The following is a 20443-nucleotide window of genomic DNA, read 5'->3' as shown; positions in this document are numbered from 1 at the left end:
TGGGTAGCGACTACCAGCGGTAGTGCGCGAAGGCCTTGTTGGACTCGGCCATCTTGTGCGTGTCCTCACGCTTCTTGACCGAAGCGCCGAGGCCGTTGGAGGCGTCGAGCAGCTCGTTCATGAGGCGCTCGGTCATGGTCTTCTCGCGACGGGCGCGGGAGTAACCGACCAGCCAGCGCAGCGCCAGCGTGGAGGCGCGGCCGGGCTTGACCTCGACCGGGACCTGGTAGGTGGCGCCACCGACACGGCGGGACTTGACCTCGAGCGCCGGCTTGACGTTCTCGAGGGCGCGCTTCAGCGTGATGACCGGGTCGTTGCCGGTCTTCTCGCGGAGGCCTTCCATGGCGCCGTAGACGATGCGCTCAGCGGTGGAACGCTTGCCGTTGAGCAGAATCTTGTTGATGAGCGAGGTCACCAGAGGAGAACCGTAAACCGGGTCGATGATGACCGGGCGCTTCGGGGCGGGGCCCTTACGAGGCATTCTTACTTCTCCTTCTTGGCGCCGTAGCGGCTGCGGGCCTGCTTGCGGTTCTTGACACCCTGGGTGTCGAGCGAACCGCGGATGATCTTGTAACGAACACCCGGCAGGTCCTTCACACGGCCACCACGCACGAGCACGATGGAGTGCTCCTGCAGGTTGTGTCCCTCACCCGGGATGTAGGCCGTGACCTCGATGCCGGAGGTCAGACGCACACGCGCGACCTTACGCAGGGCCGAGTTCGGCTTCTTCGGGGTGGTCGTGAACACACGCGTGCAGACGCCGCGGCGCTGAGGGGAACCCTCGAGTGCGGGCGTCTTGTTCTTCTCGACCTTGTCCTGCCGGCCCTTACGGACCAGCTGCTGGATCGTAGGCACTACTTCTCCGGTTTCTGTGTGCCGTCAGTGAAGCTAACCTGGAACGTCGCCGACCCACGCGGTCGGGTGTGTCGAATACTGCGGACCTCCGCCGCCAAGCGGAAGAAGCGCAGATTGCGGTGGCCGGTATCTGACTCGCCATGCGGTTGAAGACACGCACACGAGCCCAGGCACACCCCAGGCACAAGGTCTGAGCGTACCTACCGCATCCACTCCGGTCAAAACAAATGCCCAGGGGCCGGATCCGCACGCGGGGCCGGGGCTGATTTGCAATGGTTTTCGGCCATCTTGGCGGAGGTGTCCGGCCTGGCCGCCGGTGCCTGTGCGGATCGCCGGTCACCGGGTGGAGGCTCCTCCGGCACGGGGGGGCGGAAGCCGTCCGCCTGAGCCCCTCCAGCCACGCCTGCCGCCGCGCGAGCCGCTCCGCAGCTGCCGTCCCGTCGGCCCGGAGAGCCGCGCCTGGGGCTGTCGCGCACCACGTCCGCCCGCGCCGGCTCCGGCCCACGAAGAAGCGCGAGGAAACACGAAGAAGGGCGGCCACCCCGCACGGGGTGACCGCCCTTCCTCACGACCTACTACTGGTTGTACGGACCGTAGTCGTAGTCCTCCAGCGGAACGGCCTGGCCGGAGCCCGTGCCGAACGGCGAGTAGTCGATGTCGTCGTAGCCGACGGCCGAGTACATCGCGGCCTTGGCCTCCTCGGTCGGCTCGACCCGGATGTTGCGGTAGCGGGACAGACCCGTACCGGCCGGGATGAGCTTACCGATGATGACATTCTCCTTGAGGCCGATCAGGGAGTCGGACTTGGCGTTGATCGCCGCGTCCGTCAGAACCCTGGTCGTCTCCTGGAAGGACGCCGCCGACAGCCAGGACTCGGTCGCCAGCGAGGCCTTGGTGATACCCATCAGCTGCGGACGGCCGGAGGCGGGGTGACCGCCCTCGGTGACCACACGACGGTTCTCGGTCTCGAACTTCGAGCGCTCGACCAGCTCGCCCGGCAGCAGCTCCGCGTCGCCGGACTCGATGATCGTCACACGGCGCAGCATCTGCCGGATGATGATCTCGATGTGCTTGTCGTGGATCGACACACCCTGCGAGTTGTAGACCTTCTGGACCTCGCCGACCAGGTGGACCTGGACCGCGCGCTGGCCGAGGATGCGGAGCACGTCGTGCGGGTTGGTGGCACCCACGGTGAGCTTCTGGCCCACCTCGACGTGATCGCCCTCGCCGACCAGCAGACGGGCACGCTTCGAGATCGGGAACGCCGTCTCGTCGCTGCCGTCGTCCGGAGTGACGACGATCTTCTTGGTCTTCTCGGTCTCCTCGATACGGACGCGGCCGGCCGCCTCCGAGATCGGGGCGACACCCTTGGGCGTACGAGCCTCGAAGAGCTCGACGACACGGGGCAGACCCTGGGTGATGTCGTCACCGGCCACACCACCGGTGTGGAAGGTACGCATCGTCAGCTGCGTGCCGGGCTCACCGATGGACTGGGCGGCGATGATGCCGACCGCCTCACCGATGTCGACCAGCTTGCCGGTCGCGAGCGAACGGCCGTAGCAGTACGCACAGGTGCCGACCGCGGACTCACAGGTCAGGACCGAGCGGGTCTTGACCTCCTCCACACCGGCCGCGACGAGCGCGTCGATGAGCACGTCACCGAGGTCGACGTTGGCAGGCGCGATGACCTTGCCGTCGACGACGACGTCCTCGGCGAGCATCCGGGCGTAGACAGAGGTCTCGACGTCCTCGGTCTTGCGCAGGGTGCCGTCGGCGCCACGCTCCGCGATCTTGAGCTTGAGGCCACGGTCGGTGCCGCAGTCCTCCTCGCGGATGATGACGTCCTGCGAGACGTCCACCAGACGACGGGTCAGGTAACCCGAGTCGGCGGTACGCAGGGCGGTGTCCGCCAGACCCTTACGGGCACCGTGCGTGGAGATGAAGTACTCCAGCACGGACAGACCCTCGCGGAAGGACGCCTTGATCGGACGCGGGATGGTCTCGTTCTTGGCGTTGGACACCAGACCACGCATACCGGCGATCTGACGCATCTGCATCATGTTTCCACGAGCACCCGAGTTGACCATCATGAAGATGGGGTTGGTCTTCGGGAAGTTCGCGTTCATCGCCTCGGCAACCTCGTTGGTCGCCTTGGTCCAGATCGCGATGAGCTCCTGGGTGCGCTCGTCCTTGGTGATCAGACCGCGCTCGTACTGCTTCTGGACCTTCTCGTCCTGCTCCTCGTAACCCTTGACGATCGCCTTCTTCGCCTCGGGAACGACGACGTCGGAGATGGCCACGGTGACACCGGAACGGGTCGCCCAGTAGAAGCCGGCCGCCTTCAGGTTGTCGAGCGTCGCCGCCACGATGACCTTGGGGTAGCGCTCGGCCAGGTCGTTGACGATCTCGGAGAGCTGCTTCTTGCCCACCGAGTAGTCGACGAACGGGTAGTCCTCGGGCAGCAGCTCGTTGAAGAGCGCGCGGCCCAGGGTCGTCCGCAGACGGAACGAGTCACCCTGCTGCCACTCCGGCTCGCCCTCTTCCTGCGCCGGCGGGGTCCAGCCGCGCGGCGGGATGGTGCCGACCGGGAAACGGATGTCGATCTTCGCCTGGAGCGAGAGCTCCCGGGCGTCGAACGCCATGATCGCCTCGGCGGTGGAACCGAAGGAACGGCCCTCACCGATGACCTTGCGCTCCTCCTCGTCCGTGGTCAGGAAGAAGAGGCCCAGCACCATGTCCTGGGTCGGCATGGTGACCGGACGGCCGTCGGCCGGCTTGAGGATGTTGTTCGAGGACAGCATCAGGATGCGGGCCTCGGCCTGCGCCTCCGCGGAGAGCGGCAGGTGCACGGCCATCTGGTCACCGTCGAAGTCCGCGTTGAACGCGGTGCAGACGAGCGGGTGGATCTGGATGGCCTTGCCCTCGACCAGCTGCGGCTCGAAGGCCTGGATGCCGAGGCGGTGCAGCGTGGGCGCACGGTTCAGCAGCACCGGGTGCTCGGCGATGACCTCTTCGAGGACGTCGTACACCACGGTGCGGCCACGCTCGACCATGCGCTTGGCCGACTTGATGTTCTGCGCGTGGTTCAGGTCCACCAGGCGCTTCATCACGAACGGCTTGAAGAGCTCCAGCGCCATGGCCTTGGGCAGACCGCACTGGTGCAGCTTCAGCTGGGGGCCGACGACGATGACGGAACGCGCCGAGTAGTCGACACGCTTACCGAGCAGGTTCTGACGGAAACGACCCTGCTTACCCTTCAGCATGTCGCTGAGGGACTTCAGCGGACGGTTGCCGGGGCCCGTGACCGGGCGACCACGACGGCCGTTGTCGAAGAGGGCGTCGACCGCCTCCTGGAGCATCCGCTTCTCGTTGTTCACGATGATCTCGGGGGCACCGAGGTCGAGCAGACGCTTCAGACGGTTGTTGCGGTTGATCACACGGCGGTACAGGTCGTTCAGGTCGGAGGTCGCGAAGCGGCCACCGTCCAGCTGCACCATCGGACGAAGGTCCGGCGGGATGACCGGCACGCAGTCGAGCACCATGCCCTTGGGGCTGTTGGACGTCTGCAGGAACGCGGAGACGACCTTGAGGCGCTTGAGCGCACGGGTCTTCTTCTGGCCCTTGCCGGTGCGGATGATCTCGCGGAGACGCTCGGCCTCCTCGTTCAGGTCGAAGGACTCCAGGCGCTTCTGCAGCGCCGCGGCACCCATCGAGCCGTCGAAGTACGTACCGAAGCGGTCACGCAGCTCGCGGTAGAGCAGCTCGTCACCCTCGAGGTCCTGGACCTTGAGGTTCTTGAAGCGGTTCCACACCTCGTCGAGACGGTCGATCTCGCGCTGGGCGCGGTCACGCAGCTGCTTCATCTCGCGCTCGGCACCCTCGCGCACCTTGCGGCGCACGTCGGCCTTGGCGCCCTCGGCCTCGAGCTCGGCCAGGTCGGTCTCGAGCTTCTTGGCACGGGCCTCGAGGTCGGCGTCGCGGCGGTTCTCGACCTGCTGGCGCTCGACGGAGACGTGGGCCTCCAGCGACGGCAGGTCGCGCGTGCGGCGCTCCTCGTCCACGAACGTGATCATGTACGCGGCGAAGTAGATGACCTTCTCGAGGTCCTTCGGCGCCAGGTCCAGCAGGTAGCCCAGACGCGACGGGACACCCTTGAAGTACCAGATGTGGGTCACGGGAGCGGCGAGCTCGATGTGGCCCATCCGCTCACGCCGCACCTTGGCGCGGGTGACCTCGACGCCACACCGCTCACAGATGATGCCCTTGAAGCGGACACGCTTGTACTTGCCGCAGTAGCACTCCCAGTCCCGGGTAGGACCGAAGATCTTCTCGCAGAAGAGTCCGTCCTTCTCGGGCTTGAGCGTGCGGTAGTTGATGGTCTCGGGCTTCTTGACCTCGCCGTGGGACCAGGTCCTGATGTCGTCCGCGGTGGCAAGGCCGATCCGCAGCTCGTCGAAGAAGTTGACGTCGAGCACTGTGCGTCAATCCCTCTTTCGGGGTCGTGTCTCAATCATGGTCTGAACGGTCCCGGGGATGGCGGGGGCTCTTTCGTGGGAGCCCCCGCCAGGCCCGTCAGACCTCTTCGACGCTGCTCGGCTCACGCCGGGACAGGTCGATACCGAGCTCCTCCGCGGCGCGGAAGACGTCCTCGTCCGTGTCGCGCATCTCGATGGACATACCGTCCGAGGAGAGCACCTCCACGTTGAGGCAGAGCGACTGCATTTCCTTGATGAGCACCTTGAAGGACTCGGGAATGCCGGGCTCGGGGATGTTCTCGCCCTTGACGATGGCCTCGTAGACCTTCACGCGGCCGGTCACGTCGTCGGACTTGATGGTCAGCAGCTCCTGGAGCGCGTAGGCCGCTCCATAAGCCTCGAGTGCCCACACCTCCATCTCTCCGAACCGCTGGCCACCGAACTGGGCCTTACCACCCAGCGGCTGCTGGGTGATCATCGAGTACGGACCGGTCGAACGGGCGTGCAGCTTGTCGTCGACCAGGTGGTGGAGCTTGAGGATGTACATGTACCCGATCGAGATCGGGTCCGGGAACGGCTCGCCGGAGCGGCCGTCGAACAGGTTGGCCTTGCCGGACGACTGGACCAGGCGGTCGCCGTCGCGGTTGGGGATCGTGGCGTCGAAGAGGCCGGCGATCTCGTCCTCACGCGCACCGTCGAAGACCGGGGTCGCGACGTTGGTGCCGGGAGCGACCTGGTCGGCGCCGATGGCCTGCAGGCGCTGCGCCCAGTCGTCCGCCAGCCCGGAGACGTCCCAGCCGCGGCTGGCGAGCCAGCCGAGGTGGATCTCCAGGACCTGTCCCGGGTTCATTCGGGACGGGACACCCAGCGGGTTGAGGATGATGTCGACCGGGGTGCCGTCCTCCAGGAACGGCATGTCCTCGATCGGCAGGATCTTCGAGATGACGCCCTTGTTGCCGTGACGGCCGGCGAGCTTGTCACCGTCGGTGATCTTGCGCTTCTGGGCCACGTAGACGCGGACCAGCTGGTTGACGCCCGGGGGAAGCTCGTCGCCCTCCTCGCGGTCGAAGACGCGCACACCGATGACCTTGCCGGTCTCGCCGTGCGGCACCTTCAGCGAGGTGTCACGGACCTCACGCGCCTTCTCACCGAAGATCGCGCGGAGCAGACGCTCCTCCGGGGTCAGCTCGGTCTCACCCTTGGGCGTGACCTTGCCGACCAGGATGTCGCCGGCGACGACCTCGGCACCGATACGGATGATGCCGCGCTCGTCGAGGTCCGCGAGGACCTCCTCGGAGACGTTCGGGATGTCCCGGGTGATCTCCTCGGGGCCGAGCTTGGTGTCACGGGCGTCGACCTCGTGCTCCTCGATGTGGATCGAGGAGAGGACGTCGTCCTGCACGAGGCGCTGCGACAGGATGATCGCGTCCTCGTAGTTGTGACCCTCCCACGGCATGAACGCCACGAGCAGGTTCTTGCCGAGCGCCATCTCACCGTTCTCGGTGGCGGGGCCGTCGGCGAGGACCTGGCCCTCGATGACGCGGTCACCCTCGGAGACGATGACCTTCTGGTTCACCGAGGTGCCCTGGTTGGACCGGGAGAACTTCGCGATGCGGTACGTGGTGTACGTGCCGTCGTCGTTCGCGACGGTGACGTAGTCGGCCGAGACCTCCTGGATGACACCGTCCTTCTCGGCCTTGATGACGTCGCCGGCGTCGGTGGCACAGCGGTACTCCATGCCGGTGCCGACGAGCGGGGCCTCCGCCTTGATGAGCGGAACGGCCTGGCGCATCATGTTCGCGCCCATGAGGGCACGGTTGGCGTCGTCGTGCTCGAGGAACGGGATCATGGCGGTCGCCACCGACACCATCTGGCGCGGCGAGACGTCCATGTAGTCGACCTCGGTCGGCGGCACGTAGTCGACCTCGCCGCCCCGACGGCGGACCAGCACGCGCGCCTCGGTGAAGCGCAGCTCGTCGCTCAGGGTGGCGTTCGCCTGGGCGATGACGAAGCGGTCCTCCTCGTCGGCGGTCAGGTAGTCGACCTCGTCGGTGACCTGGCCGTCGGTGACCTTGCGGTACGGGGTCTCGACGAAGCCGAACGCGTTGACCCGGCCGTAGGACGCGAGCGAGCCGATCAGACCGATGTTCGGGCCTTCGGGGGTCTCGATCGGGCACATGCGGCCGTAGTGCGACGGGTGCACGTCACGGACCTCGAAGCCGGCCCGCTCACGGGAGAGACCACCCGGGCCAAGAGCCGACAGACGGCGCTTGTGGGTGAGACCCGACAGCGGGTTGTTCTGGTCCATGAACTGCGACAGCTGGCTGGTGCCGAAGAACTCCTTGATGGAGGCGACGACCGGCCGGATGTTGATCAGCGTCTGCGGCGTGATCGCCTCGACGTCCTGGGTCGTCATGCGCTCACGCACGACGCGCTCCATACGAGCCAGACCCGTACGGACCTGGTTCTGGATGAGCTCGCCGACGTTGCGCAGACGGCGGTTGCCGAAGTGGTCGATGTCGTCGGTCTCGACGACGATCTGGGTGCCCGACTCGCCGACCGTCTCGGTCTCGCCGGCGTGCAGCTTGACCAGGTACTTGATGGTGGCGATGACGTCGTCGGTGGTGAGAACGCCGGCGTCCAGCGGCTCGTCCGCGCCGAGCTTCTTGTTCACCTTGTAGCGGCCGACCTTGGCGAGGTCGTAGCGCTTCGGGTTGAAGTAGAGGTTCTCGAGCAGCGTCTGGGCCGCCTCGCGCGTCGGGGGCTCGCCCGGACGCAGCTTGCGGTAGATGTCGAGCAGCGCGTCGTCCTGGCCCTGGGTGTGGTCCTTCTCCAGGGTGGCGCGCATGGACTCGTACTCGCCGAACTCCTCGAGGATCTGCTCGGTGGTCCAACCGAGCGCCTTGAGCAGGACGGTCACGGACTGCTTGCGCTTGCGGTCGATACGGACACCGACCATGTCGCGCTTGTCGATCTCCATCTCCAGCCAGGCACCCCGGGACGGGATGATCTTGGCCGTGAAGATGTCCTTGTCGGACGTCTTGTCGATGTTGGAGTCGAAGTAGACACCCGGCGAGCGGACCAACTGCGACACCACGACACGCTCGGTGCCGTTGATGACGAAGGTGCCCTTGTTGGTCATGAGCGGGAAGTCGCCCATGAAGACCGTCTGGGACTTGATCTCGCCGGTCTCGTTGTTGGTGAACTCGGCCGTGACGAAGAGCGGGGCCGCGTACGTGAAGTCGCGCTCCTTGCACTCGTCGATCGAGTTCTTCGGGGGCTCGAAACGGTGGTCGCGGAAGGTCAGCGACATCGACCCGGAGAAGTCCTCGATCGGCGAGATCTCCTCGAAGATCTCTTCCAGACCGGACTTGGTGGGGACGTCCTGTCCGCTTTCGAGAGCCGCCTCGACACGAGCCTTCCATGCGGCATTGCCGAGCAGCCAGTCAAAGCTCTCGGTCTGCAGCGCGAGGAGGTTCGGAACCTCGAGGGGCTCCTTGATCTTTGCAAAGGAGATGCGCAGCGGGGCAGTGCTGGCGCCGTTGTTCGTATTCGCGGTCGAGGCGTTGCGCGAGGCGGCCAAGAGGGGGTCCTTCCGAGGGCTCGGACTCACTACGCGCGTACCGGTCCCGTGTCGTGAACGGAGGGAGAAACCCCAGCTAAGGGCTGTTCTTCATCCGAAGCTCAGACACGGGCATGCCCCTGGTGACGGGCAGAGGGCAGCTAACAGGCAGCGCAAAGGGTCAGTGTAGCCAGTTGGCACACTGATGTCCAGTGCGGGTTTTCGAGACCCTCGAGACCCTCGTTTTTCTCATCTCCGTGAACCCCATGCGCCGTGAGGCGCACATCGATACTGCCCGTTCGGTCGTCGATCCATGCCTCGGAACGTGGATCGCCTCGACGACGCGTCCTGAGAATTGCGCGCTGCGTGCGGTTCGTCAAGGCCCCCGCCCCTGAGCTGCTGCTCCGGGACCCTCTCGGCCGCCGTGAGGGGCGCACGGCGAAGATCACCATACTCCGAGACGGGAGAAGAACAAGGCACCCTCCGCCGGAACACCGAAGGGCGACCACCCGCTTGGGTGATCGCCCTTCCGTGTGTGCGCGTTACAGCGCGGGAGTCAGAAGACTCGCGAGGTCACTTGACCTCGACGGAGGCGCCGGCAGCCTTGAGGGACTCGGCAGCCTTCTCCGCGGCGTCCTTGGCGACCTTCTCGAGGACCGGCTTCGGGGTGCCGTCGACGAGGTCCTTGGCCTCCTTCAGACCCAGGGAGGTCAGCTCACGCACGACCTTGATGACCTGGATCTTCTTCTCACCGGCGCCGGTGAGGATGACGTCGAACTCGTCCTGCTCGGCCTCGGCCTCGGCCGGGGCGGCAGCAGCGCCACCGGCGGCAACGGCGACCGGGGCGGCGGCGGTGACGTCGAACTTCTCCTCGAAGGCCTTCACGAACTCGGAGAGCTCGATGAGGGTCATCTCCTCGAACTGCGCAAGCAGGTCGTCCTGGGACAGCTTCGCCATGATGGCGTCCTTCCACTCATTCGGCAGGTGCCGTGTGTACATGTGAGGCGGGCGTACGTTCGGCCCGCTGTGACCGTCGCCTCAGGCGGCGGTCAATGCGCGAGCCGAATTACTCGGCACCGCCCTGCTCGGCCTTCTTGGCACGAAGCGCCTCCGCGGTGCGGACGAACTTCGAGGGAAGCGCCTGGAAGAGCGCGGCAGCCTGGGACTGCTTGCCCTTCATGGCACCCGCCAGCTTGGCGAGCAGAACCTCGCGGGACTCGAGGTCCGCAAGCTTCTTGATCTCATCGGCGGACAGCGCCTTGCCATCAAGGACACCGCCCTTGATGATCAGGTTCGGGTTGTCCTTGGCGAAGTCACGAAGACCCTTCGCCGACTCCACCGGGTCACCGGTGATGAAGGCAACCGCCGTCGGACCAGTGAAGTGGTCGTCGAGCGAGTTGATCCCGGCCTCGTTGGCCGCAATCTTGGTCAGCGTGTTCTTCACCACGGCGTACTGGGCGTTCTCACCGAGCGAACGGCGCAGCTCCTTGAGCTGAGCCACGGTGAGACCCCGGTACTCGGTCAGCACGGCGGCGTTCGAGCTGCGGAACGACTCCGTCAGCTCGGCCACCGCGGCAGCCTTGTCGGGCCTTGCCATGAGCGTCGGCCTCCTTCCGGGTGATGAGGACCGCTCAGAAGGGGCCGAACAAAACGAAACGCCCCGGCGCAGGCGCACGGGGCTGAGCTCGACCGGAATTGCTTCCGGGAACTTTCCACAGTCACCTGCGCAGGACGTCCGCTACTGAGCGGATCCTTCGGCCACCGGACCCTCGGAAGGAGAGCACGGCAACGACCAGCGGTCTTTGGCTTCTTCGGAAGAGTACGCGAACGCAACCCCGCCAGGCAAATCCGCCGGATTCGCGTCAGGCGCCCCCCGCGTCCTTCATCAATTCGGCGAGATCGACGGTCTCGGCGGCAGGCGGAGCCGTCACGGTCACCGGCTTGTTGACCGAGAGGATCTTGATCATGAGATCCATCGCGCCCTCGTCGGTGGTGCCCCGGGTGCGGACCTGCTTGGTCTGGTCGTTCTCGTCGACCCAGAGGTCCATGGTGAGCCGGTCGACGCCGCTCTCCTCGTACTGCTCGATGGTCTGCTCGCGGCGCTTCCTGGTCTCGGCGTCCTCGTTCTTGAGGCTCTCACGCATCGAGTCGAGCGTGACGGTGCCCGTGAAGTGCGTGGTCTTCACGCCGTCGACGGTCTCCTCGCCCACCTTCTTCAGGTCCTTGGCGGCGGCGAGCGCCCCGGAGGCGTCGGTGGGATTCTGTCCGGCCTGGGAGGTCAGTCCGGCCAGCGGGTCCTGGCCGCCGGCCTCCTTGAGGGCCGCGAGGTCGAACTTCATCCACTTCTTGCCGGCCTCGAGCGGCTCCCCGCTGTTCAGGTACATCGCCTCGCCGACGAGGCGGACCTCCATCTCGCCGCTCTCGCCCCCGCCGGCCATTTTCATCTCCATGCTCATGGCCAGCGGCTTCATGCTCATGGAGGCCTGGGCGTCGATGGAGTTGCTGCCGGCGACAGTGCCGCTCATGGAGTAGCTCAGCGAGGTGAGCTCCTCGTTCTTCTCCGCGGCGCGTGTGATCGCTGCGGCCGGCTCGACCTCCGCGGGCTTCTGGTGGGGCGCCGCGGGCTTCGAGGACCCGGAGGCCTGCCCCTTCCCGGACGACGGCTTGCCGTCCTCGTCGGTGCACGCCGCCGTGCCGAACATCAGCACCCCGGCCAGCACCATGCCGGCCGTCTTCCGGAACGTCGCTTTCACGATCCCCCCATGGGATTCCGTCCTGCTCTGATCATTCCCGGCGAGCCTAGCGCCCGCCCCCGACAGCGGCCCACGAAAAATCCGGCCTCCGCGGCTCGAGGAGCTGCGGAGGCCGGATTCAGGAGACGCGATGCCCGCGACTGCCGTCCAGGGATCAGACGGCGGCCGGGTCCTCCTCGACGAGGAGGTTGCGGGTGCGGTTGGAGTCCAGCGGGATGCCGGGGCCCATCGTCGTGGTCAGGGTCGCCTTCTTGATGTAGCGGCCCTTCGCGGCGGACGGCTTGAGACGGAGGATCTCCTCCAGCGCCGCCGCGTAGTTCTCGACCAGCTTCGTCTCGTCGAAGGAGACCTTGCCGATGATGAAGTGCAGGTTCGAGTGCTTGTCGACGCGGAACTCGATCTTGCCGCCCTTGATCTCGTTGACGGCCTTGGCGACGTCCATCGTGACGGTGCCGGTCTTCGGGTTCGGCATCAGACCACGCGGACCGAGCACACGGCCGAGGCGGCCGACCTTGCCCATGAGGTCCGGGGTGGCGACGACCGCGTCGAACTCGTTCAGGCGGTTGCCCTTGGAGATCTCGTCGATCAGTTCGTCGGAGCCGACGATGTCGGCGCCCGCGGCTTCCGCGGCCGCAGCACGGTCACCGGTCGCGAAGACCAGGACCCGGGCGGTCTTGCCGGTGCCGTGCGGAAGGTTGACGGTGCCACGGACCATCTGGTCGGCCTTACGCGGGTCAACGCCCAGACGGAAGGCGACCTCGACGGTGCCGTCGAACTTGGTGGCGGCGGTGTCCTTGGCGAGACGGACAGCCTCGAGCGGGGCGTAGTTACGCTCCCGGTCGATCTTGGCGTCCGCAGCGCGGAGAGTCTTGCTGCGCTTCACTTCTGCTCCTGATGTGTTGAGCGTGGAGTCGTGGTGCGGACCAGCGCTTGGTCCTACCACTGGGGCTTACGAGGGGGCTGTCAGCCCTCGACCGTGATGCCCATGGAACGGGCGGTGCCGGCAATGATCTTCGACGCGGCGTCGAGGTCATTGGCGTTCAGGTCGGGGAGCTTGGTCGTGGCGATCTCGCGGACCTGGGCAGCCGTCAGCTTGGCGACCTTGGTCTTGTGCGGCTCGCCGGAGCCCTTGTCCACACCCGCGGCCTTGAGGATCAGCTTGGCGGCCGGCGGAGTCTTGGTGATGAAGGTGAAGGAACGGTCCTCGTAGACCGTGATCTCCACCGGCACGACCATGCCACGCTGCGACTCGGTCGCGGCGTTGTAGGCCTTGCAGAACTCCATGATGTTGACGCCGTGCTGACCCAGGGCGGGGCCGACCGGCGGAGCCGGGTTGGCCGCACCGGCCTGGATCTGGAGCTTGATAAGCCCCGTGACCTTCTTCTTCTTGGGAGGCATTGCTCTCTCCGGGTCCTAGTGAGAGTTATCCGCCTGCCACCCGATCATCCGGATGGAGGCATACCGCACAACGATAACGGGTATCCATGCGCGGCCAAAAACCGAGCAGGTCAGACAGCCTGCGAGAGGCGGTCTGACCTGTTCGGAAACCTGGTGTCCAGAAGGAACTAGTTCTTCTGGATCTGGTCGAAGCTGAGCTCGACCGGGGTCTCGCGGCCGAAGATCTCGACAAGGCCCTTGACCTTCTTCGAGTCGGCGTTGATCTCGTTGATCGTGGCCTGCAGCGTCGCGAACGGGCCGTCGGTGACGGTGACCGAGTCGCCGACCTCGAAGTCCAGCACCTGGACCTCGACCTTGCGGGCCGGAGCCGGCTTGCCCTCGGCCTCTGCGGCTTCGCGGGCGGCCTTCTCCTCTGCCTCCGGGGCGAGCATCTTGACGATCTCGTCCAGGGTCAGCGGGTACGGGTCGTAGGCGTTGCCGACGAAGCCGGTGACACCGGGGGTGTTACGGACGACGCCCCAGGACTCGTTCGTCAGATCCATGCGGACGAGAACGTAGCCGGGCAGCTTGTTCTGCCGGACGTTCTTGCGCTCGCCGTTCTTGATCTGGACGATCTCTTCCTCGGGGACCTCGGCCTGGTAGATGAAGTCCTCGACGTTCAGCGAGACGGCACGCTGCTCCAGGTTGGCCTTCACGCGCTTCTCGTAGCCCGCGTAGGTGTGGATCACGTACCACTCGCCCGGGAGGCCACGGAGCTCGTCACGGAGGGCGGCGACCGGGTCGACGGGGGCCGCCGGCTCCTCGTCGGCCTCTTCCGCGCTCTCCTCGGGAGCCTCGGCGTCCTCGGAGCCGGCCTCGTCCTCGTCGACGTTCTCGACGTGCAGGGCCTCGTCCTCGGCCGGCTCACCGGCGGCGTCGTCGGCAGCCTCTGCCTGGTCCGGCTCCTCAGCGTCCGACGCCTCGACGATGTCGAGCTCGTCCTCAGGGGACTCGAAGCTCTCGCCGGAACGGTCGGCGTCGTTCAGGTTCGGGTCAGACACGATGGCTTCTTCCTGGATACAGATGGGGTGGAACATGCGAAAGGGGCGCCGATTGCCGGCGCCCTCCGCGGATCAGCCGAAGACGTACTTGACTGCTTCCTGGAAGCCATAGTCAATCACGGTCACGAGGCCGATCATGATGACGACGAAGATAATCACCACTGTGGTGTACGTCGTCAGTTGATGACGAGTCGGCCAGACGACCTTGCGCAGTTCGGCGACGATCTGGCGGTAGAAGAGAGCCAGGCGACCCAGCGGGCCCTTCTTGCCGCGCTTGCCGCCCTTGCGGGTCTTCTTCTTCGACTCCGGCGTCTCGTCCTCGGCATCAGGCATGTCGATGGAGCCTACGGCGTCCGTCACGATCTCTCACCTGATTCCCGGGTCGTGGCCGTGCCGCGCCCGGTGGAGCCGCACGGCGGTGCATAGAAGTACGTACATGCGCACACAGCCTGGCGAAGGTGTGTGTAGCAGGGCCGGAGGGACTTGAACCCCCAACCGCTGGTTTTGGAGACCAGTGCTCTACCAATTGAGCTACGACCCTTTGTGACTCCCCCAACCTACCGCATCCGTCCGGGTGCACTAAGTGCCCTGCTCGGACTTGGCTGGTGAGGGCCAACAGCCAGTGAGTGTACGTGTTCCCAGGCCCGGCGTCGAACACAAAGCCCGGCCGCCCCCGTCCGGGTCCTTCCGCGGTCCGCCGCAGGTCCATGTTGTCCGCCCTTCGAAACCTGTGTGCCCGGTCCTTCCGGCGTCTGGGAGCATGGCCCGTATGAGCGCTGCAACCCCTCCCACCGAGCGCCGGGTCTCCGCGCGCATCGGCGCGATCTCCGAGTCCGCGACCCTCGCCGTCGACGCCAAGGCCAAGGCCCTCAAGGCCGCCGGGCGTCCGGTGATCGGCTTCGGCGCCGGTGAGCCCGACTTCCCGACCCCCGACTACATCGTCGAGGCCGCCGTCGAGGCCTGCCGCAATCCGAAGTACCACCGCTACACGCCCGCCGGCGGTCTGCCGGAGCTGAAGAAGGCCATCGCGGAGAAGACGCTGCGCGACTCCGGGTACGAGGTGGACCCGGCCCAGATCCTGGTGACCAACGGCGGCAAGCAGGCGATCTACGAGGCGTTCGCCGCGATCCTCGACCCGGGCGACGAGGTCATCGTCCCGGCGCCGTACTGGACCACGTACCCCGAGTCGATCCGTCTCGCGGGCGGCGTGCCCGTCGATGTCGTGGCCGACGAGACCACCGGCTACCGCGTTTCCGTGGAGCAGCTGGAGGCCGCGCGTACCGAGAAGACCAAGGTCGTCCTCTTCGTCTCGCCGTCCAACCCGACCGGCGCCGTGTACAGCGAGGCCGACGCGCGCGCGATCGGCGAGTGGGCCGCGGAGCACGGTCTGTGGGTGCTGACCGACGAGATCTACGAGCACCTGGTCTACGGCGACGCGACGTTCACCTCGCTGCCCGCCCTCGTCCCGGCACTGCGTGAGAAGTGCATCGTCGTCAACGGTGTCGCGAAGACGTACGCCATGACGGGCTGGCGCGTGGGGTGGATCGTCGGCCCGAAGGACGTCGTGAAGGCCGCTACCAACCTGCAGTCGCACGCGACGTCGAACGTCTCCAACGTGGCGCAGATCGCGGCCCTGGCCGCCGTCTCCGGCGACCTGGACGCCGTCGCGAAGATGCGGGAGGCGTTCGACCGCCGGCGGCAGACGATCGTGCGGATGCTCAACGAGATCGACGGTGTGGTCTGCCCGACCCCCGAGGGCGCCTTCTACGCCTACCCGTCGGTGAAGGGTCTGCTGGGCAAGGAGATCCGCGGCCGTCGTCCGCAGTCCTCCGTGGAGCTCGCCGCCCTGATCCTCGACGAGGTCGAGGTGGCGGTCGTTCCGGGCGAGGCCTTCGGCACCCCCGGTTACCTGCGGCTTTCCTACGCGCTGGGCGACGAGGACCTGGCCGAGGGTGTCTCCCGGATCCAGAAGCTGCTGGCCGAGGCCCGCGACTGATCCCCTCCCTCGTGTGACGGGCCCCCGGCTTCGGCCGGGGGCCCGTTTCTGTGTTCGGGGCAAGAACCCGATCGGGGAAAGGGGCTGCCCCGTTCCGGTCGTCTTTGGCAGGATCACTCAATGGAGCGCGAACGAGACGTCAGCCTGCTGCCGAAAGCCCATCTGCACCTGCACTTCACCGGGTCGATGCGGCCCACCACTCTTCTGGAGCTCGCCGACAAGCACGGCGTGCATCTCCCGGAGGCGCTGACCGGGGGCGAGCCGCCGAAGCTGCGCGCCACGGACGAGCGCGGGTGGTTCCGCTTCCAGCGGTTGTACGACATGGCCCGCTCCTGCTTGCGCGACCCCGAGGACATCCAGCGGCTGGTACGTGAAGCCGCCGAGGAGGACATCAGGGACGGCTCGGGCTGGCTGGAGATCCAGGTCGACCCGACCTCGTACGCGCCGCGGCTCGGCGGTCTGATCCCGGCGCTGGAGATCATCCTCGACGCCGTGGACACGGCCTCCAGGGAGACCGGGCTCGGGATGCGCGTGCTGGTCGCGGCGAACCGGATGAAGCACCCGCTGGACGCCCGGACCCTCGCCCGGCTGGCGGTGCGCTACGCGGACCGCGGCATCGTCGGATTCGGGCTCTCCAACGACGAACGGCGGGGCATGGCGCGGGACTTCGACCGCGCCTTCGCCATCGCCCGCGAGGGCGGGCTGCTGGCGGCCCCGCACGGCGGCGAGCTGACCGGACCCGCGTCCGTGCGGGACTGCCTCGACGACCTGCGCGCCTCGCGGATCGGCCACGGTGTGCGGGCGGCGGAGGACCCGAGGCTGCTGCGCAAGCTCGCCGAGAGGGGCGTGACCTGCGAGGTCTGCCCGGCCTCCAACGTGGCGCTCGGCGTCTACGAGAAGCCGGAGGACGTGCCGCTGCGGACGCTGTACGACGCCGGGGTCCCCATGGCGCTCGGCGCGGACGATCCGCTGCTGTTCGGCTCCCGGCTGGCGGCCCAGTACGAGCTGGCCCGCCGCCACCACGCCTTCACGGACCAGGAGCTCGCGGAACTGGCCCGCCAGTCGGTGCGGGGTTCGGCGGCGCCCGAGGGCATCAGGGAAAAGCTGCTGGCGGGGATCGACGACTGGCTGGTGTCTGCGCCGGCCTGAGGCGCGCCGCTCGGCCCTCGCGCGGCGGTGACACCGCTCCCGTTGAGCGGTGCACCGGCGACCTCGCTCAGCGGGGGTCGCCGGTGACCGCGATACCTCGCAGCAGGGTGCGCGCGAGACCCGCCGCGAATTCGTCGAGCGGCTGCGGCGGCCGGTGGCCCGCGGTCATGTCGTAGGCGAAGGCGCGCTGCGCGCAGGCCCCCAGGAGCAGGGACGCTGCGGCGTAGGTGTCGGCGTCCGCGCTGATGCGGCCGGCGGTCCGTTCCGCGCGCAGATACGCGTCGAGGCCCTCGATGGGCTTGTGCGGCCCCGTCCCCATCTCGCGCATGGCCTCTTCGTGCCGGCGCTTGAGGCGGGGCTCGGCGTACAGCGACGCGGCCATGGGGAAGGTCTTCTCGTAGAAGAGGGCCGCTTGGCGGGCGATGTCGGTGAGGTTCTCCTCGACGCTCGCGCCGCCCGGATCGGCGGCCAGCTCGGCCAGTAGCGGGCCCAGCTTCGGCAGCCTTTCCTGGAGCACGGTCACGAAAAGCTCCTCCTTGCCGGTGAAGTGCTTGTAGAGCGCCGCCTCCGAGCAGCCGGCCGCCTTGGCGATCTCCTTCGTGGTGGTTCGGGCGAGGCCGATGGAGAGCATCAGGTCTCGCGCCGCGTCGATGATGCGGACGCGGGTGGGCTTCTGTTCCATGCGCGCTCCAAGACCGGGCTTGACGGGTGGGTGAGTACACACCCACCCTAGGGGTGAGTGAACACTTACCCACCCGAGGAGGGTGTGCACCATGAGGCTCACAGTGTTCGGCGCGACCGGCGGCATCGGCGGGCAGATCGTCAGGCAGGCCGTGGCGGCCGGCCATCAGGTGACGGCCGTGGTCCGCGATCCGGCGCGTTTCACGGTGACCGGGGAGCGGCTCGAGGTCGTCCGCTCCGGTCTGGACGACCCGCAGGCCCTGCGCGAAGCCGTGGCCGGGCAGGACGCGGTGCTCTCCGGTCTCGGCCCCCGCAGGAGGTCCGACGCCGGGATCGCGGCCCGGCTCACCCGATCGGTGCTGGCCGCGATGGAGGCCGAGGGGACGCGGCGGCTGCTGGTCGTCAGCGCGGCGCCGCTCGGCAGCGCACCGGAGCGGGAGCCGCTGCGGGACCGCGCCATGATGTCGGTCGTGGGGGCGGTGCTGAAGCCGGTCTACGACGATCTGCGGGTCATGGAGGGCGAGCTCGCGCAGAGCGCGGCCGACTGGACCGCCGTGCGGCCGCCGAGGCTGCTCGACAAGCCGCTGACCGGCCGGTACCGCGTCGCGGTCGGCGGCAATCCGCGCAGCGCCAGGGTGATCGGCCGGGCGGACGTGGCGCACGCGATGCTCGCGATGACCGACGACCCCGCCATGCTCCGGCAGGGCGTCGGCGTCGCCTATTAGGCCCTGTCCGGTGGATCTTGGCCGGGTCTACGACGCCTGGCGCGGGTACCGGACTTCCGCGAACGCCGGACCGCGACCGTGCCGGGGGCGGTCCTGCGCGTGGCAAACGGGCGGCGTCTCTACGACCAGAACGCGTCGTACGCCTTCTGGTCGGACCACAGCCCCCAGGCTTCGGTGATCCGGCCCTCCCGGATGTGGAAGATGATCGTCTCGTTCATGTCCAGCTCTTTGCCCTCTCGTGACGCGGTGACGTGGAGCAGGGCGATCGTGTGCTCGTCGTTGGCGAGCACATCGTGGAGCTGGGGGCGGTAGGTGCCGCCTGTCAGCTCGAATTCCCGTTGGAACAGAGCGAAGGCGGCGTCGCGCCCCCGGTAGTCGCCGGCCAGCGGACCGTGGCCGCCGAGATGCCACACCACATCCGGGTGGAACACCTCCGCCAGCGCCTCCATATCGCCAGCCGAAAACGCCTCCAGAGCCCGGTGAAACACCCCGATATTCGGGTGATCGGCCATGGCAGCCTCCTTTGATCTCCCTACGAACCTAGGTCGGATCCGGCCGGCGGGACTCAGGCACACCGGCTTCGCCGGCCCCGCCACCTGATCGGACGCCCGCCCCAGAATCTGACCGGTCGGTCATGTCTACTTCATGTCGGCGTCGTTGATGTGGACAAGAGGCGGGGTGACCTGACGGATGCCGCGTGGGAGCGGCTGCGACCGTTCCTGCCGGTCAGTAACAGGCGCTGTGGCCGGTGGCGAGACCACCGGCAGGTGATCGACGGGATTCTGCACAGGGTGCGGACGGGCGTTCAGTGGCGTGACCTGCCCGAACGGTTCGGCCCGTGGAAGACCGTCTATGAACGCCACCGGCTGTGGTCCGCGGACGAAACGTGGGAGCGCCTGCTCGAGCAGGTCCAGGCCGCGGTCGACGGGGCCGGTGAGATCGACTGGGACATCTCGGTCGACTCCACCATCGTCCGCGCTCACCAGCATGCGGCCTGCGCTCGGACCGACCCGCCCCAGGCACCCGCGTCAAAGGGTGAACGCGCAGGCAGAAGACCAGGAGAACCGCTCCAGGACGGCTTCCTCGGTCGGGGCCGTGTAGACGGGCTTGAGAAGCTTGGCGATCTTGTCCCAGTCCTGACGGGCTGCATAGCGGAAAGAGTTCCGCAGCAGATGCAACCACGCAGGTCTGCACGATGGTCCGCGGCCAGACCGTCTCCACTGCCTCGGGCAGGCCCTTGAGCCCTTCGCAGACCAGCATGAGCACGTCGCTGACACCGCGGTTCTTGATCTCGGTAAGGATATGGAGCCGGTGCTTGGCGCCCTCGCCGCCGTCACCGGCCCACAGCCCGAGGATCTCCCGCCGGCCCTCGACTGTGACGGCCAGGGCCACATACATGGGCCGGTCGGCGACCGCGTCATCGCGGATCTTCACGTGGATGGCGTCGATGAAGACGACCGGGTCGAAGGGTCGGCTCTGCCATTCGGCCATGCCCTCCAGCACCTTGTAGGTAATGGTGGAGATGGTCCGGCGGGAAACGTCGGCCCATAGACCTCGGCCAGGTGGGCCTGGACCTCGCCGGTGGTGAGGCCCTTCGCGGCCTGCGAGATGACCATCTCGTCGACACCGGTCAGGCGCTCCTGCCGCTTCTTGACGATCTTCGGCTCGAAGGAGCCGTCGCGGTCGCGGGGCCCGGTTATCTCCACCGGGCCGACGTCGGTCCGGACCGTCGTGGAGCGTGTGCCGTTGCGGGAGTTGCCACCGTCCTTGCCCGCCGGATCTCGTACGAGGTCTTGGGCTCGCAGGTCC

16 protein-coding genes, 1 tRNA gene and 2 pseudogenes are annotated in these 20443 nt (G+C 67.3%); 4 read left to right on the top strand and 15 right to left on the bottom strand.

What is annotated here, in order from left to right:
• Positions 1-10: 10 nt before the first annotated feature.
• The 12 genes from rpsG to ACIPJI_RS06860 form a co-directional block, all read right to left on the bottom strand.
• Positions 11-481, bottom strand: coding sequence for a 30S ribosomal protein S7 (gene rpsG, locus ACIPJI_RS06915; RefSeq protein WP_100108597.1), 471 nt, complete (start codon positions 479-481; stop codon positions 11-13).
• Between the two features lie 2 nt (positions 482-483).
• Positions 484-855 carry a 30S ribosomal protein S12 gene (rpsL, locus tag ACIPJI_RS06910; RefSeq protein ID WP_003948652.1) on the bottom strand — a complete coding sequence of 124 codons (372 nt, stop codon included), beginning with the start codon at positions 853-855 and terminating at the stop codon, positions 484-486.
• A 575-nt stretch (positions 856-1430) separates the two neighbouring features.
• On the bottom strand, positions 1431-5330 hold the full coding sequence (locus ACIPJI_RS06905; protein ID WP_307707788.1) for a DNA-directed RNA polymerase subunit beta': 3900 nt from the start codon (positions 5328-5330) through the stop codon (positions 1431-1433).
• Positions 5331-5427: 97 nt separating this feature from the next.
• Positions 5428-8913: a DNA-directed RNA polymerase subunit beta gene (gene rpoB, locus ACIPJI_RS06900; protein ID WP_037773997.1), complete on the bottom strand. Its 3486-nt coding sequence runs from the start codon at positions 8911-8913 to the stop codon at positions 5428-5430.
• 552 nt (positions 8914-9465) lie between these two features.
• Entirely contained in the window at positions 9466-9849 is a 384-nt protein-coding gene (gene rplL, locus ACIPJI_RS06895; protein ID WP_005313624.1) for a 50S ribosomal protein L7/L12, read from the bottom strand.
• Positions 9850-9958: 109 nt separating this feature from the next.
• Positions 9959-10489 (bottom strand): 50S ribosomal protein L10, encoded by a 531-nt coding sequence (gene rplJ / locus ACIPJI_RS06890; protein ID WP_005313626.1) that lies wholly within the window; start codon positions 10487-10489, stop codon positions 9959-9961.
• A gap of 265 nt (positions 10490-10754) precedes the next feature.
• Positions 10755-11645 carry a DUF6612 family protein gene (locus ACIPJI_RS06885; protein WP_356620549.1) on the bottom strand — a complete coding sequence of 297 codons (891 nt, stop codon included), beginning with the start codon at positions 11643-11645 and terminating at the stop codon, positions 10755-10757.
• A gap of 154 nt (positions 11646-11799) precedes the next feature.
• Positions 11800-12528, bottom strand: a complete 729-nt coding sequence (gene rplA, locus ACIPJI_RS06880; protein ID WP_005313630.1) for a 50S ribosomal protein L1 — start codon at positions 12526-12528, stop codon at positions 11800-11802.
• Between the two features lie 80 nt (positions 12529-12608).
• Complete coding sequence (rplK, locus tag ACIPJI_RS06875; protein WP_005313632.1) at positions 12609-13043, bottom strand: 50S ribosomal protein L11; 435 nt, start codon at positions 13041-13043, stop codon at positions 12609-12611.
• Positions 13044-13210: 167 nt separating this feature from the next.
• Complete coding sequence (gene nusG, locus ACIPJI_RS06870) at positions 13211-14083, bottom strand: transcription termination/antitermination protein NusG (protein WP_402244893.1); 873 nt, start codon at positions 14081-14083, stop codon at positions 13211-13213.
• Positions 14084-14155: 72 nt separating this feature from the next.
• Positions 14156-14443: a preprotein translocase subunit SecE gene (gene secE / locus ACIPJI_RS06865; RefSeq protein ID WP_159688599.1), complete on the bottom strand. Its 288-nt coding sequence runs from the start codon at positions 14441-14443 to the stop codon at positions 14156-14158.
• A gap of 108 nt (positions 14444-14551) precedes the next feature.
• Positions 14552-14624: transfer RNA gene (locus ACIPJI_RS06860), tRNA-Trp, on the bottom strand.
• Positions 14625-14852: 228 nt separating this feature from the next.
• Between ACIPJI_RS06860 and ACIPJI_RS06855 the strand changes: the two genes are divergently transcribed.
• Positions 14853-16079 (top strand): pyridoxal phosphate-dependent aminotransferase, encoded by a 1227-nt coding sequence (locus ACIPJI_RS06855; protein ID WP_005313638.1) that lies wholly within the window; start codon positions 14853-14855, stop codon positions 16077-16079.
• 120 nt (positions 16080-16199) lie between these two features.
• Positions 16200-17228, top strand: coding sequence for an adenosine deaminase (locus ACIPJI_RS06850; protein WP_356620548.1), 1029 nt, complete (start codon positions 16200-16202; stop codon positions 17226-17228).
• Positions 17229-17295: 67 nt separating this feature from the next.
• Here ACIPJI_RS06850 and ACIPJI_RS06845 read toward each other — a convergent pair whose 3' ends face one another.
• The gene (locus tag ACIPJI_RS06845) at positions 17296-17910 is read right to left on the bottom strand and encodes a TetR/AcrR family transcriptional regulator (RefSeq protein WP_356620547.1); all 615 of its coding nucleotides are present in this window, start codon (positions 17908-17910) and stop codon (positions 17296-17298) included.
• A 91-nt stretch (positions 17911-18001) separates the two neighbouring features.
• Between ACIPJI_RS06845 and ACIPJI_RS06840 the strand changes: the two genes are divergently transcribed.
• Positions 18002-18634: an NAD(P)-dependent oxidoreductase gene (locus ACIPJI_RS06840; RefSeq protein ID WP_402244889.1), complete on the top strand. Its 633-nt coding sequence runs from the start codon at positions 18002-18004 to the stop codon at positions 18632-18634.
• A 119-nt stretch (positions 18635-18753) separates the two neighbouring features.
• On the opposite strand, the gene ACIPJI_RS06835 is transcribed toward ACIPJI_RS06840, so the two are convergent.
• Positions 18754-19146, bottom strand: a complete 393-nt coding sequence (locus ACIPJI_RS06835; protein WP_356620545.1) for a nuclear transport factor 2 family protein — start codon at positions 19144-19146, stop codon at positions 18754-18756.
• Between the two features lie 150 nt (positions 19147-19296).
• Here ACIPJI_RS06835 and ACIPJI_RS06830 point away from each other — a divergent pair.
• A pseudogene (locus ACIPJI_RS06830) lies at positions 19297-19695 on the top strand (IS5 family transposase); the annotation flags it as partial.
• A 15-nt stretch (positions 19696-19710) separates the two neighbouring features.
• Here the strand turns inward: ACIPJI_RS06830 and ACIPJI_RS06825 are convergent.
• Positions 19711-20415 (bottom strand): annotated as a pseudogene (locus tag ACIPJI_RS06825) (IS256 family transposase); the annotation flags it as partial.
• Positions 20416-20443: the final 28 nt, after the last annotated feature.

The sequence above is a fragment of the Streptomyces sp. NPDC086835 genome (assembly GCF_044745705.1).
Lineage (GTDB): Bacteria > Actinomycetota > Actinomycetes > Streptomycetales > Streptomycetaceae > Streptomyces.
The sequence above is the reverse complement of the archived record's forward strand: the minus strand, read 5'-3'. Positions and strand labels throughout refer to the sequence as shown.